Here is a 25,525-nt window from a genome sequence, read left to right on the forward strand (position 1 = left end):
GCCGGTACGCCAGCTGCACACGGGCGGGCGGTCGAGCGGCCGGGCAGCCGGGGCGGGCAGTCGAGCGGCCGGGCCGGGCGGTCGGCCCGCCGGTCGGTCGCCCCCCGCCGGTCACCCAAGGCTCGGGTTATCCACAAGGCCCGGGTTGTCCACAGGCTGCCCACCCCCTCCTCGGGGCCGCTTACTCTCATACGCATGTCAACCCGCGCCGCGTCCCGCCCCGTGGGTACGGTGACGCGCGGGACCACCAACCCGAACCGGCTGCGCCGGATGGACCGATGGATCGCCGCGGTCCACGGCTCGGAGCTCCGCCGCACGGCGGATCCCGTGGCCGTCGACCTCGGATACGGGGCCTCCCCCTGGACCGCGGTGGAGCTGCTGGGGCGGCTGCGCACCGCGGCACCCCGCACCCGTGTGGTGGGCGTCGAGATCGAGCCCTCCCGGGTCGCCGCCGCGCGTCCGTACACCCGCGAGGGCCTGGTCTTCCGGCACGGTGGCTTCGAGGTGCCGGTGCCGGTGCCGGGCCGGCCGTCCCTGATCCGTGCCGCGAACGTCCTGCGGCAGTACGAGGAGCACCAGGTCGCCGCCGTCTGGCAGCGGCTGTGCGCCCGGCTCGCGCCCGCCGACCCGGTGAGCGGCTCCCGCGGCGGACTGCTCGTCGAGGGCACCTGCGACGAGATCGGCCGCCGCCATGTATGGGTCGCCCTCGGCCCCGAGGGCCCGCGCACGGTCACCTTCGCCACCCGGCTGGGCTCCCTGGACCGCCCGTCCGACCTGGCCGAGCGGCTCCCGAAGGCGCTCATCCACCGCAATGTCCCCGGGGAGTCCGTGCACGCCTTTCTGCGGGACTTCGACCGTGCCTGGGCCGCCGCCGCACCCTATGCCTCCTACGGCGCGCGCCAGCGCTGGATACGCACGGTCCGCCGGCTGACGGCGGACTGGCCGGTGACCGACGGCCCCGCGCGCTGGCGCCAGGGAGAAGTCACCGTGGCCTGGGGGGCGTTGGCACCCCGGCACTGACCCGTACCGATCCGCGGGGAACGATCCCCCTGAGCCGTTCGTCACATTCGCGGGGAGATCGTCTACGGGGGCATCCGAAGGGGGAGGCAGATCGTCGCACTAGGTGCGGCAGCAGGAGGAGTTTTCCGCGCGCTCAGTCCTGCCTCTGTCACTCTGCGCGCCGGCGTGGCACGATCCCCCCGGCGTCTGCACGTTACTGACGAGACATCAGATATGGGGGCGAAGTATGGGAACGGGAAAACGGGTCCTGGGCACGGCGGCCGTCGCTCTGGTCTGTGCGGTCACCGTGCTGGGCACACCGGGTGCGGCGCTCGCCGACCCGGGACGGCCGGCCCCGGCGCCCACACCCTCCCGGGGGACAGCCGCCTCCGGGGATCCGGCCATGAGGCCGGACGAGGACCTCGAGGCCGTCCGCGCACAGTTGGACACGCTGTATCACGACGCCGCGGTCGCCACCGACGCGTACAACGCCGCCCAGGAGAAGACCGAGAAGCAGTCGGCGCAGATCGTCCGGCTGGCCCAGGAGATCGTCGAGGGCCGGGAGAAACTGGCCGAGTTGAAGGACCGTGCGGGCGCCGCGGCCCGCGCCCAGTACCGCGGCGAGGCACTGCCGCCGGAGGTCCGACTCTGGCTCAGCGACAACCCGCAGGAGTTCCTCGACGATGTGGGCACCGTGCGCCAGGGGCAGCGTGCCACCGAGGGACTGCTCGCCGAGATGACGCGCACCCAGCAGGACTTGGAGCAGTACGCGCACGACGCCTCCGACCGCTGGACCGAACTCGAGGCCAACCGCAAGGCCAAGGCCGAGGCCAAGAAGAAGATCGAGAAGCAGATCGCCGCCGCGAAGAAGCTCGAGTCGCGGCTGAAGAAGCAGGAGCGGGAGCGGCTGCGGCAGTTGGAGCGGGCGGCCGCCCGCCGGGCACAGACGGCCTGGCTCGGCACCGGGATACTCGAGGAGATCCGCGGAAAGGCCTCCTCGCAGGGCGCGAAGGCCGTAACCTTCGCGACCGACCAGATCGGCAAACCGTATGTATGGGGCGCCGTCGGCCCCGCCTCGTACGACTGCTCGGGGCTGACCTCCAAGGCGTGGGCCGCGGCCGGCCGGGGCATTCCGCGCACCTCGCAGGAGCAGTGGCGACAGCTCAGACATGTCGACGTCAAGGACATGCGCCCCGGCGACCTGATCATCTACTTCCACGACGCCAGCCATGTGGCGATGTACATCGGCGACGGAGCGATCGTCCACGCCCCGCGTCCGGGACGCACGGTGACGATCGCGGGCGCGGGCTCGATGCCGATCCTGGGGGTCGTACGCCCCGACGCATGAGCCCCACGGCAACGGGCGACGACCGGAGCGGAGGCCGAGTCCGGCGCCACACAGGGGCCGAGGGGGCGGGCCCATGGTCGAGGCGAGACGGAGCCAGGAGCCCTCCCTGACCGGGGCGGGCGAGGGCACCGAGGGTGCTCAACGGCCGTGCCGACGCACCGTTTCGGGCGATATGCCCCATCTCATGGGACACCGTGGGTGACGAGGGTCATGCACGTGAAGAGGGCCATACGGACGACGGGCGCCCCACTCAGGCACCTCTTTGCGCGACGGGCCCCATCGTGGGGCAGACCCATAGGGGCGGACCCGGGGCAGTCCCGCCCCCGAAGCCCCCACCCCTGCGTGACTTTCGTCATCCCCGACGGGGCCCCCGGTGTCCAACTGCGATACCGGATGCGGCATATGCCACCGGCCGGATGCACCACGGCATCCCGTCGGGCATTCCGTTGGGGGCCCGGCTACCGCTAGTGTCCCCGTCGGTGGGTCGAGGTCCCTCGCCCCACCGTGTTCGGGGGGAGGGAAGGAACCCGACGACAATGCCCGCACCCGTACCGCGGCAGAGAGCGATCCCGGCCGTGGAGTGTGCTCAGGCTGAAACCGAGTCCCCGCCGGGGACACAGGCCGTACCGGGGTCGGCCGCCCGCGGCAAGACCCCGACCGACACGCTCACGCTGCTGGTGATCGAGGACGACCCGACCGGTTCACCGATCGTGCCCGAGATGCTCGACTCGGCCGGCCGTCCCATCCGGCTGCGCACCGCCCGGAATCTCACCGAGGCCGAGCGGCTGCTCACCCATGACGTCCACTGCATCCTGCTGGACCTCGCGCTGCCCGCCCCCGGCCGGTCCGCCGTGGAGGACGACGAGCTGGCCGTGTTGCGCCATGTGCTGGAGATCGCGCCCCGTCACGCGGTCCTCGCGCTCACCACGTCCGGTGACGCCGAGCGCGGCGCCGAGGCCGTACGCGTCGGCGCCCAGGACTACCTGTTCCGGGACGAACTGGACGGACGACTGCTGAGCCGCGCCGTGCGGTACGCGGTCGAACGGAAGCGGTCCGACCGGGCCGAGCGACGGCTGACCGAGTCCAGGCTGCGGGCGCAGGAGAACGCCCGGCTGGAGCGTGGTCTGCTGCCCAACCCGCTGCTGGACGGCTCCTCGCTGCGCTTCGCGGCCCGCTACCGCCCCGGCCGCTCCCGTGCGCTGCTCGGCGGCGACTTCTACGACACGGTCCGCACCCCGGACGGCACGGTGCACGCGATGATCGGCGACGTCTGCGGACACGGTCCGGACGAGGCGGCGCTCGGTGTGGAGCTGCGCATCGCCTGGCGCGCCCTGACGCTGGCGGGGCTGTGCGGCGACGAGCTGCTCGCCACCCTCCAGCAGGTCCTGGAGCACGAGCGAGACAGCGAGGAGATCTTCGCGACGCTGTGCACGGTGGACATCGAGCCGGACGGCCGCCGTGCCGGACTGTGCCTGGCCGGTCACCCCTCCCCGCTGATCGCCCGCCCGGACCGGCCCGCCGAGCTGCTGCCGTACGACGCCAACGGCCCGGCGCTGGGTCTGCTGGGGCACGCCCGCTGGCCGCGCATACAGGTCGAGCTGGGCCCCGTATGGAGCCTGATGCTCTACACCGACGGGCTGATCGAGGGCCGCGTCGGGAACGAGGGGGAGCGCCTCGGCCAGGACGGCATGGTGGATCTGGTCCGCCGCCGACTGGCGGAGGGACTCACCGGCGAGGCGCTGCTGCGCGCCACGGTCCGCGAGGTCCGCGACCTCAACGGCGGGGAGCTGACCGACGACGTGGCGGTCGTCCTGCTCGACCGCGCGCCCTGAGCCCGCCCGCTGCCGCCACGCCCCCGCCGGGCCTCACAGTCGTACGGCGGCACCCGGCTGTGCCGGCACGAAGTCCCCGCACCGCACGAAGTCCCGGCCTGTACACAGACCGGGACCGTGGGACGCAGGGCCGCGGGGCCCGTCGGGGCTACCGTCCGCCGTTGTAGGGACCGTAGGGGCCGTCGCTGCTGCTTCCGCGGTGGCGTCGGCCGAAGCCACCGCCCGAGATCTGCCTGACCGCCGGGCGTACGTCCACGAAGAAGACGATCGTCGCGATCAGTCCCGCGATCTGCAGGAAAAGTATCGGCACCAGCAGATTCACCGCGACCGCGATCCCCAGGATGATCAGCCAGAAGCCCTTGTTCTGTTTGTCGGCGGCACGGTACGCGTCATCCCGGTACAGCGCGGCCATCACCAACGCCACCACGGCGAGCACCAGCATCGCCAGGTAGAGCAGCGACAGAAAGCCGCCGAAAGCCGTCATCAGCACAATGCCCACCACCCGGGTCGAATCCTCTGTAGGGCCACCGTACCCGTGTCCGGCCGCCGTGTATCCGTAAGAACGGGTCGGGCTCTCCCGGAGTGCCCGACCCGTCGTTCCGCGTCCTTCGACGGCGTCCCGGCTACTTGGCCGGCGGCGTGCTCTTCTTCGCCACCGGCTTCTTGGCCGGAGCCTTCTTCGCGACGGGCTTCCTGACCTGGGACGACTCGGCGTCGGCAGCGTCGGCCGACCGAGGCTCGTCGTTGACCACGACGGGTTCCGGCCTGCCCTCGACGGCGACGGCCAGGTCCTCCATGCCCTCGGCGGCCTCACCGCGCCAGGTCTTCACGGCCTGCTCGCCGTGCTCGGCGACCTTCTCATAGGTCTCCCGCGCCCTGACCGCGTACTCGGCGGCCACACCGACGCCGCGCAGGGCGAGGTCCTGGGCGGTCTCGCCGAGCTTCTTCAGGTCGGCGTCGAGGTTGCCGCCGAACTTCTTGAGGTCCGAGTCGAGCCCGTTGACGAACTCGCTGACCTTCGCCTGGAAGGTCTCCTGGCTCTCCTTGACGCGGACCCGGGCCTCCTTGGCGCGGGCCGCGGCCCGCTCCTGGACCACCTTGGGGTCGGTGTTGCGCACGGCGTCGAAGCGAGCCGGCGCCTCGGCCCGCAGCTGCTCCACCAGGCCGGGCACCTTCTTGGCCTGCTGGAGGGCCAGGTCGGCGGTGCCGGCGGCGAAGTAGAACGGGGTCGGGTCGCTGAGGGTCTTACGCAGATCGTCGGTGATGGCCATGGGAACGGTCCTCCCGGTTTCGGCTTTCGGCTGAGGGTTTTGGGGTGGTCCGTGGGACGTCGTCCGGTCGCCCCGTCGTCTGCCGGTCGTCCCGGGGCATCCCGGGGCGCGCCCGTCAGCCGTCGGTGTGCCGCGGACCGGCATCGCTGCCGTCGACCGTGCGAGGGCCGGGGCCTGCGGTGTCCCAGGGGCCGTCCGCGTGCTGTGCCTTCCGGGCCGCCGGTCCTTCAGCCGGGTCCGCCCGGACGATCTCGAAGCCGTTCTCCTTGCGAAAGGACTCGTAGATCTGGAGCAGAACCTGCTTCTGCGGCTCGGTGAGCGTGGGATCGGCGAGGAGGACGGCGCGCGTCTCCACCTCGTCCCGGTCCCGCTCGGCGTCGAGGATGCCGGCCCGCACATACAGCGTCTCGGCGGAGATCCGCAGCGCCTTGGCGACCTGCTGCAACACCTCCGCGCTCGGCTTGCGCAGCCCGCGCTCGATCTGGCTCAGATACGGATTGGACACGCCGGCAGCCTCGGCGAGCTGCCTGAGGGACAACTGCGCATTGCGGCGCTGCTCCCGCAGGTACTCACCGAGATTGCCGACGTTCAGCGATGCCATGCCTCCACCTTGCCCCAACCGCGCTAACAATTGCAAGCACATCGCTTGCAAAAGTGCGCCACCTCACCCCCTGCGGCGGGCATGTGGGATACGAGTCAATGGCTCAGCCACCGATGATGCTCCTATTGCTGTCAAGCGGCTTGGAGCCAGTTGCGGTAGGCGTGGGCGAGGTCGTCGTCTCGGCGGATTCCGCGTTCGAGGGTGGAGATGGTGGCCGGCCAGACGCCGAAGTGCTTCGCTGCGGCGGTGAGCGTGATGTTCCTGGACTGCCGCAGAGGCCGCAGGTCGGCGATGCCGGGGACGGCGACCGTGGTGGTCAGGCAACGGAACATCTCCCGGGCGATGGCCCGTTTCAGCAACCGGATGATTTCCTTCTTCGTCCGGCCGGCGGTGGTCTGTCGTGTCACGTACTCGCGGGTGCGCAAGTCGTGGGACATACGGACGAGAGCGATGCGGTAGAGGGCCGCGTTGGCGGCCCGGTCGCCGCCTCGTGAGAGGCGGTGCCGGTTCGTCCGGCCGCTGGAGGCGGGGACGGGTGCGACTCCGCAGAGGGCCGCGAAGGCCGCCTCGGTCCGCATGCGTTCGGGGTTGCCTCCCGCCGTGAGCAGGAGCTGGGCGGCGGTGTCGGGGCCGACTCCGTAGGAGGCCCGCAGTCCGGGGTTGTGGACGGTGACCTCGCTGTCCAGGGCCTTGGTCAGGGCTTCGTGCTCGGCGGTCAGTTCTTTGACGCGCCGGGCGAGGCTCCTGAGCGCGGTGAGGACCGCGGTGTGGACGGCGTCCCCGCAGGGCCGCAGTCGGGCCAGGGCGTCGGTGCGGTCCGTTCCTTTGAGCTGCCCGTACTTGGCGCGGACGGTGTCGGGGGCGGTGATGAGGATGTGGCCGATCTGGTTCAGGGCTGCGGTGCGGGCCTTGACGGCGGAGCGGGCGGCGTTGTGCAGGGCGCGTATGCCGGCGACGGTGTCGTCCTTGGGGGCGCTGGAGGCCCGTCCGGACAGGGCGGCGCGGGCCGCGGCGTAGGCGTCGATGGGATCGGACTTGCCGATGCGGCGGCGTTCGGCCCGGTCGGGCCGGTTGACCTCGACGACCTGGTGGCCGTGCGAGCGCGCGGCGCGGGTGAAGCCGGCGCCGTAGGAGGCGGTGCCTTCCACCCCGATCGCGATCACGTGGCCGTGGGCGGCCACAAAGGCCAGGGCCGCGGCGTATCCGGCGCCGGTGGTGGTGAACTCGGCGTCGGCGAGGTGACCGCCGTTGTCGCTGATGACCGCGACGTGGATGGTGTCGGCATGGGAGTCGACCCCGCCGAACACATCCTGGTCCGCCGTGTCGTCTACGACCGCTGATGTCATGCTGATGATGCCTTCCCAGCCGAAGGTGGGCGCCGGCCGGGTGGCGCAGACAGGACATCGAGGGGGCTTCTGACCAAGCTCCTATCAGGTCATGTTCCGCCCGGCCGGAGCCATGAGAACAGGTCCCGGCGGCCGGACAGAACAGTGGGAAGACAGCCCAGCAGGGCGTCAGTCAGTGGCAGAGCCACGACCACCGGAACCTGAGTATCAGCATCGATGTCAGTGGCGTCAGCGAGGATCTCGGGCATGGCTTCGACTGCTGCCGATCACGTCGACATCAATGGCGTCGACTCGTTTCGCATCACACCAGAGCTCCTTCGGGAAACGGTCTTCACCTGCGGCAGCGCAAAGGTCAGGTGATCCGGCCATGGCCTCCCTTCTTGACGACGTGCGCACGAGCGCGGCCCGGATCGCCCGTGCCCTCGGCAGCTCCGGCTATCGGGCGGACTTCACACCCGAGAGCCTGCCGGACATCGAGCGCTTCATGAGCGAGCACTCCGACCACGGGATCGCGACGGACGGCGGCCTGCTCGCAACCGATAGGGGGCCGCGGCTGTTCGCCCTCGGCGCCTACCTCGGCGAGACCGTCCGGCAGGGCCTCGGCGGGGTCTGGGAGGTCGATGATCAGGACCCGCACGGCGAGATCAACATCGTTCTCCGCCTGCCCGACGGCTCGATCATCTGGCCCGTCCAACGCGTGATCAAACGCTTCCAGAACGGCCCCGAAGACAGCCTCGTCGGCTACGCGATCGGGCTCGGCCTGCGCCTGTCAGCTCAGAGCCCCGCCCGGCCGCATCGCCGACGGTCATGGTTCCGCCGCGGCTGACCGGCACCGGCATATGTCCAGGACGAGGCCGCCCGCACTTGTCGGAACAGGACACGACCGGTCAGGTTCGTCTCCAGTGGCTGAGGGAGGCCCTGACCTCGCTCAGCGGGGGAACGGGGTGCAGGGCGAGCGGTTCGGCGGCGGCGGTGAGTGCTCGGTGCACCTTCGTCGCCTCCTGCTCCAGGACCGTTTCCCCGGTCCCGGGGCGGGAGTCGAGGAGCTGGGTCGCCCGGACGATGTCGGTGAACACGGACTGGGCCCGCTTGAAGTCGAGCAGTCGGGGGAGGTCCTCCTCCCAGCCGTTCGAGCTGCCCTCCCGCTCCTCCTCCATCGCCTCGCACCAGCGCTTCGCCATCAGATCGTGCCGGGCGCTCGGATAGCGCATCAGATAGAGATGGGTGGCCAGGTCGTAGAGCGGGTCACCGAGCATCGCCAGTTCCCAGTCGATGGCCCAGAGGCCGCCCCGGTCGTCGACGATGAAGTTCTCCCGGTGCAGATCGGCATGGAGCAGGCAGAAGGGCCGCCTTCGCAGACCGAGGACATGTTCCCGGAGCCGGTGGAAGGAGTCCCCGTCCAGCCCGAAGGAGGCGTACAGCCCCGGGAACCGCGTCACGTTCTCCCGGTAGACACGCTCCTCGGCGAAACAGATCAGGCGCTCCAGGAACCCCGTGGTGTCGCCGTCGGCGGGCCGGTCCTCGGGGCTGCAGACGCGGTCCGCCTCGAGCGACGGCGGTGTCACCCGCGCCATCTGGCGGAACAGATCGAGGATCTGGTCGGCGATGTCGTCGGGGATCTCCTCGCTCGACCCGTGGAGCGCCCCCAGGGTCCGCCCCTCGATGAACCTCTGCAGGCGGACGCCCTCGGCCACCTCGAGGAGATCGGGAATGCGGGTGAGACGGCCCTGCAGGGCGAGAAGCAGCGTCTCCTCCGAGGCGAAACAGCGGCGGTCGAACCAGAGCAGGCCGTTCCGCGGTTCCCGGCATTTCCCGCGCACCGGAGCCGGGCCGGCGACCGCGGTGGACACGGTGGGCAGCGGGATCACATAGGTCTCGTGGTGATAGCCCTCGAGCGGCCCCTCGACCGCGCCCGGATCGCCGCTCATCCCGGCGGCACGTTCCCGCGCGGAAGAAGGGACACATTCGGCTGACATCGTTCGTTCCCTGGCTGAGAGCGCACCCGTGGTGCGGAAGCGGAACACGGTGGTCCACCGCGGATGAGCATGGTGCCAGAAAAGGATCTTCCGATGCCCTGGACGCTTCCGTAGCGGATACCGACGGCGCTCGCCCGGCGGTGGATCAGGTCCGGCCCCGTGGCACCGGCAGCATCCGCAGCACCGGTTCCAGCGAGCGCACGACCGTCTCGGCGCCCGCGGTGCGCAGCCGTTCCTCCACGCGCTCGTCGCGCGCATAGCCGAGGAACCGCACCCCGGCCCGCACGGCGGCCTGGAGGTCCGACGGAGAGTCCCCGATCATGAGGGCGGCGGCCCCGGGAGCCGTCCCCATCGCCCGCAGGGCCCGGTTCAGATGGTAGGGGTCGGGCTTCTGCCTGCGGAGTTCCCGGGTACGGCCGTAGATGTGCGGGGTGAAACAGCCGGCCAGGCCCCGGTTCACCAGGTATTCGTGGGCCGCCCGCGCCGAGTTGTTGGTGGTGACGGCCAGCCGGGCGCCGGCCGCGCTCCAGGTGCGTATCAAGTCGTCGGCGTGCTCCGTGGCCTGTGCGCCGGTGACGGCCTTGAGCTCCCCCTGGGTGAGCCTCTCCTCCAGATCGGCCACCACTTCGCTCCCCCGGCGGCGCCGATCGACCGCGTGCAGCACGGCCTGGGGGTCGGGGTCCCGCCGCTCCTCCTCGGTCAGCAGCCGCAGCAGGCCCTGGCGCTCCAGCCGCTGAACCAGCTCCCGGGCGATCCCGGCCGCCGAGTAGCCCGCGAACAGCCGGCAGATCGGCCCGTCGAAGTCGAAGAGGACGAAGCGTGCGTCCATGATCAGTGCGCGCAGCTCTCCCGCGTCTTTCTCCGCGTCCTTCTCCGCGTCTCCCTCCGCGTCTTTCTTCGTGTCTTCTTCCGTGTCCTCATCCGTGTCTGCTGTCGCCGGGTCGGGCCCCGGGGTATGAGAAGTCACGAGGAGAGTGTCAGCTCCGTCGTGATGGTTTCCCAGAGGGCGTCGAACCAGTTCTGGGACTGGTCGACGAAGGCCGCGTCCCGTCGGCTCGCCCCACGTTCGAAGGAGAAGAGCAGGGACTTGGCGCCGAAGGCGTCGTACATCTCCAGGGTCCGGCTCTCCACCTCCTCCTCCCGCCGGGTGAGCATGTAGTACCCGATCAGCGCCTCCGCCCCGTTGAGGAGATAGAGCTTCACCGGCGGGGTGAAGGGCAGCGCCCGGAAGGTCACCCGGACGTCGATGCCGTGCGTCGAGCGCAGGGCCAGCAGGTTGTGCCGCAGCACATGCCCCTGGGCGTTGCGCTGTTCCAGCCAGCGCCGGTGGACCGGGTCGTCGCCTCCGGGGCTCTCGACCGAAGTCGGGAACGCCAGGTCGATCTCCCGTGAGGGCAGCAGGATCCGTACGTCGATGGACCGGGGATGGAGGCGACCCTCGTGGATCAGCCGCACCGGTTCCCCGAGCGCCAGCATCAGCGTCTCCGCGGTGAGACAGGCGGCGTCCACCCGGACCTGCGGCACGGCGAACGCCTCCACCAGCCTCGGTGCCAGACCGACCATCGTGGGCTGCGGCTCGTCCCTGACCGGCCGGGGTACGGCGACCCTGGGCGGGCTGCCCTTGCTGACGTCGCTGAGCAGTCCGTCCTCCTGGAGCGCGCGCAGGGCCTGGCGGACCGCGCCCCGCTCCACCGCGAACTCCGCCGCCAGTTCGGCCTGGGTGGGCAGGCGGTCGCCCGCCTTCAGCGCACCGGAACGGATACGGTCCCGCAACGCGTCGGCGATCTCCCGGTACGAGAACCTTCGACTGCCGTTCACTGCGACGTTCTCCTGAGTCACGACCGAACGTTACAACCATCCTTCGCAGGAGAGGCGCCCCTATGTCCCGAACTCCAGGTCGGAACTGATGGTCTCCCACAGCGCGTTGAACCACAGATGGGACTGCTCCACAAAGGTGGTGTCCCGCAGCCCCGCCCCCTGGGCGAAGGGGAACAGCATGGACCGGGTGCCCTCCGCGTCGTACATCTCCAGGTGCTCGTGGTCGATCTCGGCGCCGCGGCGGGTCACCGTGTAGTACGCGAACAGCGCCTCCGAGCCGTTGAGCAGATACAGCTTCACCGGCGGGGTGAAGGGCAGCGCCCGGAAGGCGACATGGACGTCGATGCCGTGCGTACCGCGCAGTGCCAGCAGATTGTGCCGGAGGACCTGACCCTGGGCGTTGCGTTGTTCCAACCAGTTCCGGTGGACCGGGTCGTCCTCCCCGGGGCCCTCGACCGGCGCGGGGAACGCCAGCTCGATCCGGCCGCTCGGCAGCAGCACGCGTACATCGATCCTGGCCGGTTTTATGCGCCCCGCGTGAATCTCACGCAACGGCTCGCTCATCGCGAGCGTCAGCGACACGGAGGTCAGACACAGGGCGTCGATCTCCACATGCGGGGCCGCGAAGGCGCTGGACATCCGCGGGGCCAGTGCGACCGTGGTGGGCTGCGGCGGGGCCTCCGGGCCGGACTCCGTCCCGGGCGCATACCGCGCGACGGTCGCCGGGCTCCCCTTGGACATGTCGGTGAGCAGATGCTCCGACCTGAGGATGCGCAGCGCCTGCCGTACGGCGCCGCGCTCCACGCCGAACTCCTCCGCCAGCTCGGCCTGGGTCGGCATGCGCTGACCGGGGCGCAGGACTCCGGAGGTGATCCGGCTGCGCAGTTCGTCCGCCACATCGTGGTGGGACGCCTGTGGCCGTTGCGCCTTCTTCCGCCCATTGACGGCGGCATTTTCCGGCTCCACGGCCAAACGGTACAACTTCACGCCATCTTTGGGCAGTTCAGCGAGAGGTGGTTATGAGACGACTCCAAACGGAGATAACTGAGATGAAGTTGGTCGCCAACTTCGGCAAGTTGAGCAATCTTGAGCACAGTTAAACAACATGGTCACCTTTTCGGGAGGTTGGTGAACGTTCCCGGGCAGGGGACACGGTGGCGCTCAAGGCCGGCGACACGGACGGCCGTACTCCCCTCCGGAGGGGAGCCGGGAGCTCGGTCGGTCCGCCTCGCAGGCAGCACATGCGGTACATGCAGCACCCGCACCACCTGCACCATCACAACGACAACTGAATCACCGGCGAAACAACCACAACTGAATCGCTACGGATGAACAGCACAGAAGACATACGAACCAGGCCCGGAGGGAAGGAGCGCCACCCGGGGGATCCCGCAAGGGTTCAGAAGACGTCCGGGCACCACGGTCGCCTGGACGTACGCAGCAGGGCGTCGGCGACACGGGCGGCGCCCTCTTGCTGTTCCCGCACGCGTCCGAGCGCCGCGAGCCGCACGGCGGACTCGTCCCCCAGCCACAGGGTCGCCAACTCCGCGACCGACAGGGTCAGATGCGGCTCCCGATCGGTCGGTGTGCAGGCGGCGCCGTCCGGGCCCGCCTCCAGCAGATAGCGGCCGCCGGCCAGCCCGGCCTCGTCCACGACCTCCAGCACGAGCGCGCCGGAGCCGTCGTACGCACGTGCCTCCAGGGCTCGTACGACGTCCAGGATGCGCACCCACAGCCAGTCCGCGTAGCTCGTGAGGCGGGCGGCGCGCGGGTCGGGCAGCAGATGCGGCAGCAGATCGTCGGGCGCCCGGTGGCCCGACTTGACCGTGGTGACCCAGTCGATCGAGCAGAGATAGTGCCACAGGGCCCGCTCGGCAGCAGGGTCGGTGGTGATCAGGCTCGTGACCTGCGCCGTGTTCAGCGGCCTCTTGTCGTCGCCCCAGTGGTCGTCGCAGGTGTAGACGGCGAGGCCGTCGATCTCGCCGGTCGGGGAGCGGCGCACGGCGTAGTTGGGCTCGGTCCAGGTATGGGAGTCGCGATGTATCGCACCCGTGCTGAGCTGCCACCAGCGGTCGTTGCGGGTGACCACGCCGTGCTGTGCACGGCGCAGCCGTTCATGGAGTTCGGGGCCGAGCTTGCGGACGTCGGCGCCGTCCACCAGGTCGATGCGGCCACCGTCGTCCACCGCGGGGCGGCGGCGGTCGAGGCCGCTGCGGGGGACGTCCACGGTCCACTCGGCGGTGTGGGCGGCCGCACCGAAGCCGTAACGGCCGTAGATCGGGTATTCGGCGGCGATCAGCGTGGCGACGACATCGCCGCGCTCCTTCGCCGCCCGAAGGTCCTGGGCCATCATCCGGGTGAGCAGGCCGCGACGGCGGTGGGTGGCGGTGACGGAGACATTGGTGATGGCGTCGGCGGGCACCGGCGTGCCGCCGACGGCGGTGAGCTCCTGGTCGAAGGAGCGGAAGGTGGCCACGATCGGGCTGGCCTCGCCGGTGCGCAGCCCGGCGTCGTCGAAGGCGGCCAGGGTCCGGGACGGCACGACATGGGTGGCGAGGTCGGCGGCGTCGTTGTCCGAGACGACCGGCGGACGCAGAAAGCCGGTGAAAAGGGCACGGCCCCAGTCCCTGATCTCTGATTCGTCGATCGGGCGTATGTCGATGTCCTTGTGGCGGCGGCTCATGGACACACGCTAGAACGACGGGGGCGGGGGTGTCGCGGGATTTCCGGCGCCCCCCCCGGCCGGCCGGCCGTGCCTCAGAACGCCGCCCGTATCTCCCCCACCTCACGGCCCCCGCCCAGCAGCGGTGCCCTGCCGAGGCGTTCCACCACCGGGGCGTCCACCCCCATCAGGGTCAGGGCGCGGGACAGGACCGGGCCCAGCGCCCGGGTCGCCCCGTCGTCGACCTTGAAGGCCAGGGCCCGGCCGTCGGGCAGCGCCACCGCCTGGACCGCCTCCGCGCCCATCTTCGAGAGGGTGCCGGGCAGTTCGCGCATCAGCCAGGTGTCGGGGCGGCGGGTCCCCGCGACGTACTCGGGGTGGGCGCGCATCGCATCGGCCACCCGGCGCTCGGCGGTGCCCGGTGCGGCCAGGACGAAGGAGCGGAAGGCACGGGCCAGGCCGGTGAGGCTGATCGCCATCAGCGGGGCCCCGCAGCCGTCCGTACCGACCGCCGCGACCGGTTCCCCGGCCGCCTCCTCCACCACCGAGTGGATCAGCTGCTGCAACGGATGCCCGGGGTCGAGGTAGGAGTCCAGCGGCCAGCCGCGCAGCGCGCACACCGCCAGCATCGCCGTGTGCTTTCCCGAGCAGTTCATGGTCACCGGCTCGCGCACCGCGCCGGACGCCAGATAGGTCTCGGCCTCCACCGGGTCGAGCGGCAGGTCGGGCGGGCACTGGAGCTGTCCGGCGGTCAGCCCGTGCTCGGTCAGCATGGTGCGGACCAGGTCCAGATGGAACGCCTCGCCCGAATGACTCGCGGCGGCGAGCGCCAGCCGTTCCCCGGCCAGTTCGAGGCCCGCCCGCAGCACGCCGGCCGCCTGCATCGGCTTGTTGGAGGAGCGCGGGAAGACCGGTGCCGTCGCATCGCCGAGGGCGAACTCCACGGAACCGTCGGCGGCGAGCAGCACGAGGCTTCCTCGGTGCCGCCCTTCGACGAACCCGGACCGCACCACCTCGGCGAGCACCGGGGTCGCGGGAGGCAGGGCGGGGGTGGTGAGTGTGGTGTGCTGAGCGGAAGTCGACATGGGTGGTGGCCTTCGGGACGGGGACCCGCCCCCGGAGCCGCTCCGCCCGGGCGGTTCCCGTCCGGGCGGGCCGGGCCCCCGGACCGGGGGAAGGCCTTCACCCGGCGGGTTCCGCCGGCACGGCACCGCGGGCGGCCACGGTCTCTCCCGGGCCGCCGCGACCGCCGGGGTGTCCGGGGCCGGGGAGGCCTCCGGAGCCCCGGGGCCGCCGTGCACACTCGGGGCCCCGGGGTCACCGGGGCCCTCTGCGTCACATGAGCAGGTCGTCTACTTGTGCTTCTCCCTCACGGTACCTCCGGGCGATCTCGGCACTGCACCCGTCCGCGGTGCGCTGCAACTGCTGCCGCCGCCGGGAGACCGCCCGCTCGTACCGCACCAGACGGCCCATGCCGGCCCCCAACTCCTCGTCCGTGCGCGCCTGGAGGTCCGACAACTCGACCTCGGCGAGCATCTCGGCGGCCAGCCGCCGGTACTCCTCGCTGCGCGGTGTGCCGACCGTCACATGGCGGGCCGAGGAGCGCTGGCGGGCCGGAGCGTCCCTGAGGATCTCCGGGAGCCGCTTGACGACCTCGTCGGGCACCCGGCCCCCGCGCCGGGCCAGTTCCGCCCGCAGGATGTCGATACGGCCCTGGATCAGGCGCCGTACATAGCTGAGATCGGCCTCGTCCCGCTGGGCGTCCCGGCGCAGCACGCGCACCTCGGCCAGCCGCAGTGCGGTCAGGTCGTGCCGCTGCGGGAACCCCCTGCCCGAGAAGCCCGGAAGAAGGTCCGCGGGCAGCAGCGGGCTGTCCGTGCGCTGCACGGGCGCCCGGCACTCCCCCACGCCTCCCGCGAGCGCGGGCGCCGCGACCCCGGGCGGCTGCCCGGTGCTCGGTGTTCTCATGTACGTACCGTCCCCTCGACCGGCGCGGCACCCCCCACGGATGCGCCGCAACACAGGCATCGTGCCACCCGAAGTGGCCGCTATGCGCCTGAGTGCCCCTGATCTGCCCCGGATGGAGGGTTAAGGGGCGATAAGAATGCCCTCGTAAGAAATCACCGCACAGGCGGGGGCGGGCCCTCGTTCAGGGGCGCGCGAAAGATCCCCGGGGCGCGGTCACCGGCTCTGCGCCGTCGCGCCCTCGGCACCGGCGTGCGGCCGGCGTGACCGATGCGCCCCGGCCCCTTCCCGGGGCCCGGGGCCAGGGGGCGGCACGGCATGATGGTCCCCATGCGTGCGGTGGTGCAGAGGGTGGACGGCGCGAGCGTCGTCGTGGACGGCGAGACGGTCGGCGAGATCAGCGGCGAGGGGCTGTGTGTGCTCGTCGGGGTCACCCATGAGGACACCAAGGAGAAGGCGGCCCAGCTCGCCCGCAAGCTCTGGTCGATCCGGATGCTGCACGACGAGAGGTCCTGCTCCGACATCGACGCACCGCTGCTGGTGATCAGCCAGTTCACGCTCTACGGCGACGCCCGCAAGGGCCGCCGTCCGACCTGGAACGCGGCCGCCCCGGGCGATGTCGCCGAGCCGCTGGTCGACGAGGTCGTCGCCCGGCTGCGCTCGCTGGGCGCGACGGTGGCGACGGGCCGGTTCGGTGCGTCGATGCGGGTGGCGCTGACGAACGACGGCCCGTTCACCGTGCTGCTGGAGATCTAGTGCCGCGACGGACAACGTTTGCCTGTCGGGGCACTGGTGCCGCGGCGAACAGGGCCGCGACGGGCCCGGTGACGGGGACCCCCTAGGGTTCGACGATCACTTCCTGGGCCGCGGCCGTCGAGTCGGCCATCAGAGGGGCGTCGACCGGAACGTTCCGCTTGATCAGGGCCAGCGCCACAGGCCCCAGTTCATGGTGGCGCACCGAGGTCGTCACAAAGCCGATCTTGCGTCCCTCGGGGCCCTCGTCCGCGAGCCGCAGCTCGGTGCCGTGCGGGGGCAGATGGACCTCGCTGCCGTCCAGGTGGAGGAAAACCAGCCGGCGCGGCGGCTTGCCCAGGTTCTGGACCCGGGCGACCGTCTCCTGGCCGCGGTAGCAGCCCTTCTGCAGATGCACGGCCGTGCCGATCCAGCCCAGTTCGTGCGGGATGGTGCGATGGTCGGTCTCGAAGCCGAGACGGGGGCGGTGGTGCTCGACACGCAGCGCCTCATAGGCCAGCAGCCCCGCCGCGGGGCCGTTCTTCCCGGCGTACGACTCCAGGTCCGCGCGCGGGAGGAAGAGATCACGGCCGTAGGGCGTCTCGCGGACCACCACGCCCTCGGGGGGCTCGGCGATGGAGCCGGCCGGCAGATGCACCACGGCGATGTCCCCGGTCCGGTCGGCGACATCGACGCGGTAGAAGAACTTCATGGACTCCAGATAGGCGATCAGCGCGTCCTGGGTGCCGGGCTCGACATGGGCCCAGACCGTCTCACCGTCGTCGACCAGATACAGCGCATGCTCGATATGGCCGTGCGCGGACAGCACGAGCGCCTCGGTCGCCTGGTGCGGGGGCAGTTCGCTGACGTGCTGGGTGAGCAGCAGATGCAGCCAGCTCAGCCGGTCCTCGCCGCTGACGGTGAGCACGCCGCGGTGCGAGAGGTCCACGAACCCGGAGCCGTCGGCCAGGGCACGCTGCTCACGGAACAGATCGCCGTAGTGGGCGGCGACGCCTTCGTCCACGCCCTCGGCGGGGACGGCGCCGGGCAGGGACAGCAGAGGACTCTTCATGGGTCCAGCCTACGATGGGGTAGTTGAACCCTTGAGGGAACAGTTACGGCAGCGGCCGAAGATCGCGAAGTGCTTCATGTCCGTGTCGAAGCCGAAGCTGTCCCGCAGCTTGGCGATGAACTCGGTCGCCACGTCCAGGTCGGCCTCGATGACATCGGTGCAGTCGCGGCACACCAGATGGATGTGGTGGTGCCGGTCCGCGAGATGGTACGTCGGCGCGCCGTGCCCCAGATGGGCGTGGCTGACCAGCTCGAGCTCCTCCAGGAGCTCCAGGGTCCGGTAGACGGTGGAGATATTGACCCCGGACGCCGTCTTCCGCACCTCGCAGAGGATGTCGTCGGGGGTCGCGTGCTCCAGCGTGTCCACGGCTTCTAGCACAAGCTGTCGCTGCGGAGTCAGCCGATAGCCGCGCTGCCTGAGATCGCTCTTCCAGTCGGTGCTCACCACGGTCCCAGTCTAGGACCGGCGGCCGTGTCGTGGTCCGGTCATGGACACACCGGTCCGGGAACGGATGCCAGCGCCGCCGCCTACTTGAAGAAGGCGATGCCGTCGTCGGGCATGTCGTCGGGGAGGGCCTTCGCCCAGCGCTCGACGTCCTCCGGGGTGACGACCTTCTTCAGATGGGCCGACATATAGGGGCGCAGCGGGACCTCGGGGGTCTGCTTCTCGCCGACCCACATGAGGTCGCTCTTGACATACCCGTACAACCGCTTGCCGCCGGTGTAGGGGCCCGAGGCCGCCGTCCGGGCGACGGCGTCCGTGACGAGGTCGATCTGCGGCTTCTTCTGCGCCATCTCGCCGTACCAGACCTCGACGACCCCGTCGTCGCGGACCATGGTGACCTCGACCTTGCGGTCCGCGTCGATCCGCCAGAAGCCCGCCTCGGACTCCAGCGGCCTGACCTTGTTCCCGTCGTTGTCCAGCACCCAGGTGTGGGAGTGGTACTCCAGGAAGTCACGCCCGTCGTGGGTGAAGGAGACCTCCTGCCCGAAGTTGCACTTCTCGGAGCCGGGGAAGTCGTGCACGCCGGCACCGGCCCAGTTGCCGAGCAGGAAGGCGAGCGGGACGAGGTCCTTGTGGAGGTCGGACGGGATCTCGATCATGAGCAGCTTTTCGTCGTGGGCGGCGTCGTGGATGTCGTGTACGTCGGGGACGCGGGGATCAGCGCTGGCCCTGGTACAGCTTCTTCACGGTCAATCCGGCGAAGGCGAGGACGCCGACGCATACCAGGACCAGCAGGGTTGCGAAGAAGATCTCCACGGGGTGCTCCTTGTCGAGCGCGGTGGTACGTACGGAGGGCCGGACCCCAGCTTAGTCGGCCGGGGTCCGGCCCTCTTGGCGAGGTACGCCCACCCGCTCAGGCGAGCAGTTCGCCCTGCAGGGCCACCGTCTGGTGGAAGGGGACGGCGCGGGCGGCGCCCGTGCGGGACTGGAGGATCACCGCGAGGGTGTCGCCCGCCAGCAGATAGGCCTGCCGCACCTGCTCGGCGCCGTACGGCTTGGCCTCGGCGTAGACGGAATACCAGACGCCGTCGACGCGGGCCTCTTTCGGGAAGTCCTCGTCGACGGTCGTCTCGGCTCCGCGCACCTGATAGCCCGGACTGTTGAAGGAGGTGAGCCCCTCTCCGACCAGGTGGTCCACGAGCGCGGCACTGTTGAACTGGAGCAGATAGATCCGGGTGCGGGTGCCGTCCGGCGTGGTCCAGCCGCGGGCGGCGATATGCCGAAGCCCGTGGTCGGTCAGCTGCTGCCCGAACTTCTTGCGCTCGTCCCGCAGCGCGTACTCCGCGAGGAAATCCTTGGTCGGGAGCCAGCCGTCCGCGCCGCGCAGGGCCTTGTCCTCGCGGGCCCCCTCGGGCGCGGGCAGCACCAGGGCGCGCAGGTCGGCGTGGTGCGCCCCGGCCTTGTTGGACTCGGCGCGCGGGGCGGGGCTGCCGGAGGGCAGCGGCGGCCTGACGATCTCCGGGTAGTCCCAGCGCCCGTCCGAGGCGGTGGCCAGGCCGGGCACGTCGGTGCGCTCCATGCGGACGATGCCGTACGCGGTCCCCGACCCGGCCACCGCGAACACCACGACGGCCGCGGTCCAGCGCAGTACGGCCCGCAGGACCCGCCGGTCCTTCCGGGGTGCGGGCTGCTCGGGGAGGACGGCGGCGGCCGGAGGCATCTCCGGTACCGGCGGCATCTCCGGCAGCGACGGTACGGCGGGGTCCTGAGGCGCCTCCGGAGCCGGCGGCACCTCCGGTATCGGTGCTGCGTCGGCGGCCGGAGGTGTGTCCGACGTCGGCGGCGCCTCCGGCACCGACGGTGCGGCGGCGGTCTCCGGTGTCTGCTGCTGCTCGCTCATACGGCCTTCCCCGGGTCCTTGATGCGGTCGAGCTGGTCGCGGAGGAACCGGGCCGCCTCCTTGGTGTCCATCGGCTTGAGCCCGTACCCGGTGGCGCTGACCAGGACGTCGCCCACATAGCCGCTGCAGAACAGGTACTCGAGCTTTTCCTTGGAGTCCTTGGGAGGCAGGAAGCAGCGGGCGTTCTTGTGGCCCTCGATCCTGGGTCCGGCCCGGAAGATGTCCAGCGCGGAGAGGAACTCCTGCTGGACGGCCGTGAGGGAGCGCACGGCCCCCCGGTTCTCCATCCGGGACAGCACGATCTCCATGACGAAGGCGTCGTCGGTGTCCTGGTTGACCGGGTCCTCGACGCTGAGATAGCTGCGCATCGCCATGCCGGTGATGTGCTGCTTGTCGATCTGCTTCTCCATCAGCCGCCGCTGGGAGCGGGGCAGGTTCCGCAGCGACTCCTTGCGCAGTGCGGTGGCCTGCGCTCCGCTCAGCTCGGCGTCGGCGCCGTACTGGCCGAGGTCCGGGCCGCGCCCGTATCCACTGGCGCCGAAGGGCAGCAGCATCCCCTTCAGTCCGGCGTCCTCGGGCTGCTTCTCCTCCGAGGACGCCTTTGCGGGCAGCCGCCAGACGGGGTCACCGGGGTCGCGGTCGGCGTCGCGGACGGTCACCACGGTGAAGCCGGTGCCGCCGACGAGCGCGGCGAACAGTACGGCGCATCCGGCGATCAGACCGATCCGGCGACGCCGGCGCGGCTTCACGGCGGCGCCCGCCTCCGGTTCCGCCGACGGCCCAAGCCCGGCCGGCTCGGTCCCGGCCACGGGAGTGCCGTCGACCTGACCGGCCTCACCCGCCGACCCGGCCGCTCCGGCGGAATCGGTCCCGCCGACCGGATCGGCCCCGGCCGCATCGGCTTCGCCAGCCGCTTCCGCCTCGTCGGCCGTAGCCTTGTCGACCTTGCCCGCCCCGCCGGCCGCAGCCTTGTCGGCCATGTCCGCGTCGTCGGTCGCATCCGTGTCGGCCGTGCCCGCACCGGCCGTGTCGGTCGTGCCGGCGCCGTCGGGCACATCCGCCCCGTCGGCCGCCGGGCCCCCGCCGACCACATCCGTGCCGTCGACCGGTCCGGACCCGACCGCGGTGTGCGGGGGAGCGTCGGACGGCGCGGGCCCGGCGGCCGGATCGGTGGTGGGGGACGGTTCCGGCGTCTCCCTGTCCGGGTGCTCGCTCACAGCCGCCCCACCTGCCGTTCGGCCAGACTCATGATCTCTTTCTCGGGTATCGGCTTGGTGTCGTAGATGTAGATGTCCATCGCGATGTCACCGCGCCAGGCGTGCGCCTGGGCCGAGTACACGGGGAGATAGCCCGGCTTGCGCTCGGGCGTGCTGTCCACGTACGTCATGCCCTCTTCGGTGCCGGGGATGGGCCGGCTGTGATTGCCGGAGTCCCGCTCCGCCCAGTACATCCCGTTGTCGGCATGCTCCTGGGCTCCCGCCTCTTCCTCCTGGTGGAACTGCACGAGGTCGATCTCGACGAAGTGCGTGTCGGTGGTCTCCCAGGCGGCCACGGCGACGCGGCGGAACTCGATGTCGACCAGATGCTGGAAAGCCACGGCCGGCTTGTCGAAGGAGTGCATGTATTCGGCGAGGTCCAGCCAGCCGTCGGATTCCAGCGCGTTCCGCGCCCCGCTCGGCCGCGAGAGCAGCAGCTTGCGCAGGTCACCGTCGGTGCGCACCCGCCGGTCCTGCGCGGCCGACAACGGCTCCACCTCGCCCTTGGCCTGCTTCACGACGGGCTGCGACAACGGCGGCAACGGGGTCGGGGTGCGGCCGACCTGCACCAGGTAACCGGTGCAGGTGCCGGCGACGACGCCGAGCACGGCCGCGGCGGCGATGAGCAAGGCGGTACGCCCACGTCGGCGGGCGCGGGGCACCTCGACGGCGACCTGCGCCCCCTCCTGGACCTCGGGTGTCTGTTCGGGTCTTTCAGGTACTTCCAAGGTGGTCCCCCACACAACGGGAAAGCGCGTTCTCGTTCACGCGCCGGAGAGAAGACACCAGGGCAATGCCCAGAGTTGTAAAGGATCTGATTACGATTCAATCATGGCGAAGAAGCTCGTGATCAAGGTGACGGCCGGGGCGGACGCCCCCGAGCGCTGCTCCCAGGCGTTCACCGTGGCGGCCGTGGCCGTGGCCAGCGGAGTCGATGTCTCGCTCTGGCTGACCGGGGAGTCCTCGTGGTTCGCGCTGCCGGGCCGTGCCGCCGAGTTCGAACTGCCGCACGCGGCACCGCTGCCCGACCTGATCGAGTCGGTGCTGGCGGCCGGGCGCCTCACCCTGTGCACCCAGTGCGCGGCGCGGCGCGAGATCACCGAGCAGGACGTCATCGAGGGTGTGCGGATCGCGGGCGCACAGGTGTTCGTCCAGGAGGCGCTGGCGGACGACACCCAGGCCCTCGTCTACTGACCCGCGACCGGGCGTATCGATTACCGACCCGACGACCGGGCGTACCGATACGGACGCCGTGCGCCTCCCGCGGAACCGGGAGGCGCGCTCACCTCAGCGCCGTTTCTTGCCGTCCAGCTCGTCCCACCAGTCGTCCGACTTCGGATCGCCGGACGGGTCGTCCCACCAGCGGTCCTCGGGGCCGCGGCGATTGGCCACCATCGCGGCCAGCGGCGGGATGACCATCGCGACCAGGCACATCCCCACGGCCGCGGGAACCGACCACAACCGCACGACTCCCCAGGCCAGGACGAACAGCCCGATGCAGGTACCCATCATGGCGAAGTAGAGGTGACGCCGCCGTGCGTACATACCTCCAGGCTATGCCGGTGCACGCCGAAGGGCCGCACCCCGACCGGTAAGCGTCCAACCCCCGGGGGTGCGGCCCTTCGACCGTGCGCATACGGTCCCTGGGACCGTCGTGGAGAGTGCCGTCAGACGGCGATCGCGACCTCCGCCAGACCGCCCTTCTGGGCAACGACCGTACGGTCCGCGGTGGCACCCGGCACCAGGGCGCGCAGGGTCCAGGTGCCCTCGGCCGCATAGAAACGGAACTGTCCGGTCGCCGAGGTCGGAACCTCGGCGGTGAACTCGCCCGTCGAGTCCAGCAGGCGCACATAGCCGACGACGGGCTCGCCGTCGCGGGTCACCTGGCCCTGGATCGTGGTCTCACCGGGCTTGATCGTCGAGGCGTCGGGGCCGCCGGCCTTCGCTCCACACATGGTTCTTCCTTCGGGGTAGGTCCGGGGTCCGGGATTACTTCGCGGGGCCGAGCTCGATCGGGACACCGACGAGGGAGCCGTACTCGGTCCAGGAGCCGTCGTAGTTCTTGACGTTCTGGACGCCGAGCAGCTCGTGCAGGACGAACCAGGTCAGCGCGGAGCGCTCACCGATGCGGCAGTAGGCGATGGTGTCCTTGGCCAGATCGACGCCCTCCGCGGCGTAGAGCTCCTTGAGCTCGTCGTCCGACTTGAAGGTGCCGTCGTCGTTGGCGTTCTTCGACCACGGGATGCTGCGGGCGGTCGGAACGTGCCCCGGACGCTGCGACTGCTCCTGCGGCAGGTGGGCGGGGGCCAGCAGCTTGCCGGAGAACTCGTCGGGCGAGCGGACGTCGACCAGGTTCTGCACGCCGATCGCGGCGACGACCTCGTCACGGAAGGCGCGGATGGACACGTCCTGCGGCTTGGCCTCGTAGTCGGTCTCGGTGCGCGCGGGCACCTCCTCGACCAGCTCGCGGGCGTCCAGCTCCCACTTCTTGCGGCCGCCGTCGAGAAGCTTGACGCTGTCGTGGCCGTAGAGCTTGAAGTACCAGTAGGCGTAGGACGCGAACCAGTTGTTGTTGCCGCCGTAGAGGATCACCAGGGTGTCGTTGGCGATGCCCTTCGAGGACAGCAGCTTCTCGAAGCCGGCCTGGTCGACGAAGTCACGGCGGACCGGGTCCTGGAGGTCCTTCGTCCAGTCGATCCGGATGGCGTTCCTGATGTGGTTCTTCTCGTAGGCCGACGTGTCCTCGTCGACCTCGACGACGGCGATGTTCGGGTCGTCCAGGTGCTCCTGCAGCCAGTCGGCGTCTACCAGGACCTCGCTGCGGCTCATGCTTTCTCCTCCGGGGCAGTTGCGGCAGGGCGTGCGAGTCGAATGGGGTGCGGGTACGCGGCTCGACAGGGGCGTACGCGACACACAGTGGCCCCGTGTCACAAGGTCAGGGCCGGCGAAATACGGGAGTCGGAGCTCCCGCTCAGGACGTGCGACAGAGCATGGCGGCGACGCGGCACAGGTCTACTGCCCGCCGCTTCGTGAGATCCGCCTGTCGCTGCATGGGGTCGATCGTAGGGACGGACCGGTGCACATGTCACCGGGGTGTCGCATGGTGAGATGCGATCGTCCACGATGCGGGACGACAAGAGCCCCGGGACGGCCGCGGAACGGCGGGCGGGCGTCCGTTTCCGCCGTTCCATCTGCGGTACGGACAAGGGCGTCTCGCTCTTCGGACACTCGTCCACCGCACCACGCACAGGTACCCGTACCCGCCGTAGGTAAGCCCGCTCGCACAGGATTCCCGGTCCGGCGAGTCCGGAGAAAGCCGAAGCGCCCGGGCCGGCCCACGGAAAGCGAGTCCGAGGGAAGCCCGAGCGCTCAGGAGAGTCCGGGGAAAGCGAGTTCGGGGAAAGGACGGATCCTCAGCCCACGAGCCTGACGTCCGATCCCTTCACCGTGATCTCCACCCCGTCCTTCGCCGCCTCGACCTTGTCGAGCCGGATGCCACCGGGGAGCCGGTCCAGCTTCTGCTGGAAGTCCGTGATCGACCGGATCCGGCCCTCGGCGAGCTCGGCGGGGCCGAACGTGGGCAGGGTGTCCGCGTTCACCTTCACGCTGTCCCCCTGGACGGTCACCGAGCTGAGCACATGGATCGGGGTCGGCACCTTGATGCCGGCCGTCTCGACCTCGACCGCGACCTTGATCTTGCCGTTGCCGCCGTCCGAGAGACCGATGACCCGGGCGGTGATACCGGGGGCCACCTGGGTGGTCTCGGAGTTGGCGGTCTTGAGCAGCTCGGCGTAGGTGATGAGCGCGGTGCCGGTGGCGGTGGACGCGGTGGCGGAGCGGTAGTTCCCGGAGAACTTCACGCCCTTCATGTCCGCGTTCAGATCGTCGATGCGGATCTTCTCGTCGCCCTTGCCGGTCGGCGCCTCGTAGTCCTTGATGCCGACCTCGATGTCGTCCAGCTCGCCGCCGGCCACCTGGGTGAGGAAGGGGAAGCCCTTGATGGACACGTCCGGCGTCCGGGCCAGGTTCTCGGAGGTCTTCAGCCTGCCGGCCGCCTCACTCTCCGCGAAGTGCACCGCCACGCGGTCCACCAGCACGAAGAGGCCCCCCAGGATCACGGCGACGATCAGAAGTATTCGCAGTGCGCGCATGCTCGGTGTTTCCCCCACCTCGACGGTCGACGACGGCAGTCGCTGACCTGCTGTGAAAGGGTGCAGCCCGGCCGCCTGCCGCCGCGACTGTAACCCCGTGGATCCTTGCCGCAGCAGGATTGTCGATCAGTTGTGACATGCGCCTAGTGCTG

At 70.6% G+C, this 25,525-nt stretch carries 28 protein-coding genes; 6 read left to right on the forward strand and 22 right to left on the reverse strand.

The genetic code is table 11. The features are described from left to right. Window positions 1-195: 195 nt before the first annotated feature. The 3 genes from CP978_RS16095 (at window position 196) to CP978_RS16105 (ending at window position 4,179) form a co-directional block, all read left to right on the forward strand. Window positions 196-1,020: a class I SAM-dependent methyltransferase gene (locus CP978_RS16095; RefSeq protein ID WP_174498641.1), complete on the forward strand. Its 825-nt coding sequence runs from the start codon at window positions 196-198 to the stop codon at window positions 1,018-1,020. A gap of 226 nt (window positions 1,021-1,246) precedes the next feature. Continuing rightward, window positions 1,247-2,347, forward strand: a complete 1,101-nt coding sequence (locus CP978_RS16100; protein ID WP_043441540.1) for a C40 family peptidase — start codon at window positions 1,247-1,249, stop codon at window positions 2,345-2,347. Window positions 2,348-2,883: 536 nt separating this feature from the next. Beyond that, the gene (locus CP978_RS16105) at window positions 2,884-4,179 is read left to right on the forward strand and encodes a PP2C family protein-serine/threonine phosphatase (RefSeq protein WP_043441542.1); all 1,296 of its coding nucleotides are present in this window, start codon (window positions 2,884-2,886) and stop codon (window positions 4,177-4,179) included. Window positions 4,180-4,327: 148 nt separating this feature from the next. On the opposite strand, the gene CP978_RS16110 is transcribed toward CP978_RS16105, so the two are convergent. The 4 genes from CP978_RS16110 to CP978_RS16125 form a co-directional block, all read right to left on the reverse strand. Beyond that, a complete protein-coding gene (locus CP978_RS16110; RefSeq protein ID WP_202470129.1) occupies window positions 4,328-4,663 on the reverse strand; it encodes a DUF2516 family protein in 336 nt (111 codons plus the stop codon). 139 nt (window positions 4,664-4,802) lie between these two features. Then, window positions 4,803-5,450: a hypothetical protein gene (locus tag CP978_RS16115; protein ID WP_043441543.1), complete on the reverse strand. Its 648-nt coding sequence runs from the start codon at window positions 5,448-5,450 to the stop codon at window positions 4,803-4,805. A gap of 115 nt (window positions 5,451-5,565) precedes the next feature. Next, window positions 5,566-6,051: a helix-turn-helix domain-containing protein gene (locus CP978_RS16120; RefSeq protein ID WP_043441545.1), complete on the reverse strand. Its 486-nt coding sequence runs from the start codon at window positions 6,049-6,051 to the stop codon at window positions 5,566-5,568. Window positions 6,052-6,182: 131 nt separating this feature from the next. Continuing rightward, entirely contained in the window at window positions 6,183-7,397 is a 1,215-nt protein-coding gene (locus CP978_RS16125) for an IS110 family RNA-guided transposase (protein WP_043438800.1), read from the reverse strand. Between the two features lie 367 nt (window positions 7,398-7,764). Between CP978_RS16125 and CP978_RS16130 the strand changes: the two genes are divergently transcribed. Continuing rightward, window positions 7,765-8,223, forward strand: coding sequence for a hypothetical protein (locus CP978_RS16130; protein WP_052454143.1), 459 nt, complete (start codon window positions 7,765-7,767; stop codon window positions 8,221-8,223). 61 nt (window positions 8,224-8,284) lie between these two features. Here CP978_RS16130 and CP978_RS16135 read toward each other — a convergent pair whose 3' ends face one another. The 7 genes from CP978_RS16135 to CP978_RS16165 all read right to left on the reverse strand — a co-directional run bounded on the left by CP978_RS16135 (window position 8,285) and on the right by CP978_RS16165 (window position 15,821). Further along, complete coding sequence (locus tag CP978_RS16135) at window positions 8,285-9,325, reverse strand: phosphotransferase (protein ID WP_227745386.1); 1,041 nt, start codon at window positions 9,323-9,325, stop codon at window positions 8,285-8,287. 193 nt (window positions 9,326-9,518) lie between these two features. Next, complete coding sequence (locus CP978_RS35680; protein WP_043448736.1) at window positions 9,519-10,391, reverse strand: HAD family hydrolase; 873 nt, start codon at window positions 10,389-10,391, stop codon at window positions 9,519-9,521. Further along, window positions 10,337-11,212 carry a GntR family transcriptional regulator gene (locus tag CP978_RS35685; RefSeq protein WP_227745387.1) on the reverse strand — a complete coding sequence of 292 codons (876 nt, stop codon included), beginning with the start codon at window positions 11,210-11,212 and terminating at the stop codon, window positions 10,337-10,339. Before CP978_RS35685 ends, CP978_RS35680 begins: the two co-directional genes overlap by 55 nt. A gap of 39 nt (window positions 11,213-11,251) precedes the next feature. Next, on the reverse strand, window positions 11,252-12,163 hold the full coding sequence (locus CP978_RS16150) for a winged helix-turn-helix domain-containing protein (protein WP_079162172.1): 912 nt from the start codon (window positions 12,161-12,163) through the stop codon (window positions 11,252-11,254). Between the two features lie 427 nt (window positions 12,164-12,590). Beyond that, a complete protein-coding gene (locus CP978_RS16155; RefSeq protein WP_043441555.1) occupies window positions 12,591-13,874 on the reverse strand; it encodes a GNAT family N-acetyltransferase in 1,284 nt (427 codons plus the stop codon). Between the two features lie 74 nt (window positions 13,875-13,948). Continuing rightward, window positions 13,949-14,938 carry an asparaginase gene (locus tag CP978_RS16160; protein ID WP_043441558.1) on the reverse strand — a complete coding sequence of 330 codons (990 nt, stop codon included), beginning with the start codon at window positions 14,936-14,938 and terminating at the stop codon, window positions 13,949-13,951. Window positions 14,939-15,188: 250 nt separating this feature from the next. Beyond that, on the reverse strand, window positions 15,189-15,821 hold the full coding sequence (locus CP978_RS16165) for an RsiG family protein (RefSeq protein ID WP_063839059.1): 633 nt from the start codon (window positions 15,819-15,821) through the stop codon (window positions 15,189-15,191). Between the two features lie 327 nt (window positions 15,822-16,148). On the opposite strand from CP978_RS16165, the gene dtd reads away from it, so the two are divergent. Then, entirely contained in the window at window positions 16,149-16,574 is a 426-nt protein-coding gene (gene dtd, locus CP978_RS16170; RefSeq protein ID WP_043441562.1) for a D-aminoacyl-tRNA deacylase, read from the forward strand. 82 nt (window positions 16,575-16,656) lie between these two features. On the opposite strand, the gene ygfZ is transcribed toward dtd, so the two are convergent. From ygfZ to CP978_RS16205, 6 genes are all read right to left on the reverse strand, one after another. Next, the gene (gene ygfZ, locus CP978_RS16175; protein WP_043441564.1) at window positions 16,657-17,622 is read right to left on the reverse strand and encodes a CAF17-like 4Fe-4S cluster assembly/insertion protein YgfZ; all 966 of its coding nucleotides are present in this window, start codon (window positions 17,620-17,622) and stop codon (window positions 16,657-16,659) included. A gap of 9 nt (window positions 17,623-17,631) precedes the next feature. Further along, window positions 17,632-18,069 (reverse strand): Fur family transcriptional regulator, encoded by a 438-nt coding sequence (locus CP978_RS16180; protein WP_043441566.1) that lies wholly within the window; start codon window positions 18,067-18,069, stop codon window positions 17,632-17,634. 80 nt (window positions 18,070-18,149) lie between these two features. Further along, the gene (locus tag CP978_RS16185; RefSeq protein WP_043441568.1) at window positions 18,150-18,725 is read right to left on the reverse strand and encodes a heme-binding beta-barrel domain-containing protein; all 576 of its coding nucleotides are present in this window, start codon (window positions 18,723-18,725) and stop codon (window positions 18,150-18,152) included. Between the two features lie 254 nt (window positions 18,726-18,979). After that, window positions 18,980-19,966, reverse strand: a complete 987-nt coding sequence (locus CP978_RS16195) for a hypothetical protein (RefSeq protein WP_221500915.1) — start codon at window positions 19,964-19,966, stop codon at window positions 18,980-18,982. Continuing rightward, the gene (locus CP978_RS16200) at window positions 19,963-21,183 is read right to left on the reverse strand and encodes a hypothetical protein (RefSeq protein WP_227745388.1); all 1,221 of its coding nucleotides are present in this window, start codon (window positions 21,181-21,183) and stop codon (window positions 19,963-19,965) included. Before CP978_RS16200 ends, CP978_RS16195 begins: the two co-directional genes overlap by 4 nt. Further along, window positions 21,180-21,950 (reverse strand): hypothetical protein, encoded by a 771-nt coding sequence (locus CP978_RS16205; RefSeq protein WP_079162173.1) that lies wholly within the window; start codon window positions 21,948-21,950, stop codon window positions 21,180-21,182. The genes CP978_RS16200 and CP978_RS16205 overlap by 4 nt, the downstream gene beginning before the upstream one ends. A 103-nt stretch (window positions 21,951-22,053) precedes the next feature. Between CP978_RS16205 and CP978_RS16210 the strand changes: the two genes are divergently transcribed. Next, window positions 22,054-22,416, forward strand: coding sequence for a DsrE family protein (locus tag CP978_RS16210; RefSeq protein ID WP_043441575.1), 363 nt, complete (start codon window positions 22,054-22,056; stop codon window positions 22,414-22,416). Between the two features lie 93 nt (window positions 22,417-22,509). Here CP978_RS16210 and CP978_RS16215 read toward each other — a convergent pair whose 3' ends face one another. The 5 genes from CP978_RS16215 to CP978_RS16230 all read right to left on the reverse strand — a co-directional run bounded on the left by CP978_RS16215 (window position 22,510) and on the right by CP978_RS16230 (window position 25,373). Next, the gene (locus CP978_RS16215; RefSeq protein WP_043441576.1) at window positions 22,510-22,767 is read right to left on the reverse strand and encodes a DUF3099 domain-containing protein; all 258 of its coding nucleotides are present in this window, start codon (window positions 22,765-22,767) and stop codon (window positions 22,510-22,512) included. A 122-nt stretch (window positions 22,768-22,889) separates the two neighbouring features. Further along, window positions 22,890-23,177 (reverse strand): DUF1416 domain-containing protein, encoded by a 288-nt coding sequence (locus CP978_RS16220; RefSeq protein ID WP_043441578.1) that lies wholly within the window; start codon window positions 23,175-23,177, stop codon window positions 22,890-22,892. Between the two features lie 34 nt (window positions 23,178-23,211). Beyond that, on the reverse strand, window positions 23,212-24,051 hold the full coding sequence (locus CP978_RS16225) for a sulfurtransferase (RefSeq protein WP_043441580.1): 840 nt from the start codon (window positions 24,049-24,051) through the stop codon (window positions 23,212-23,214). A 142-nt stretch (window positions 24,052-24,193) separates the two neighbouring features. Further along, window positions 24,194-24,274, reverse strand: coding sequence for a putative leader peptide (locus CP978_RS36405; protein ID WP_355139345.1), 81 nt, complete (start codon window positions 24,272-24,274; stop codon window positions 24,194-24,196). Between the two features lie 361 nt (window positions 24,275-24,635). Beyond that, window positions 24,636-25,373 (reverse strand): LmeA family phospholipid-binding protein, encoded by a 738-nt coding sequence (locus CP978_RS16230; protein ID WP_043441582.1) that lies wholly within the window; start codon window positions 25,371-25,373, stop codon window positions 24,636-24,638. Window positions 25,374-25,525: the final 152 nt, after the last annotated feature.

The sequence above is a fragment of the Streptomyces nodosus genome, assembly GCF_008704995.1.
Lineage (GTDB): Bacteria > Actinomycetota > Actinomycetes > Streptomycetales > Streptomycetaceae > Streptomyces > Streptomyces nodosus.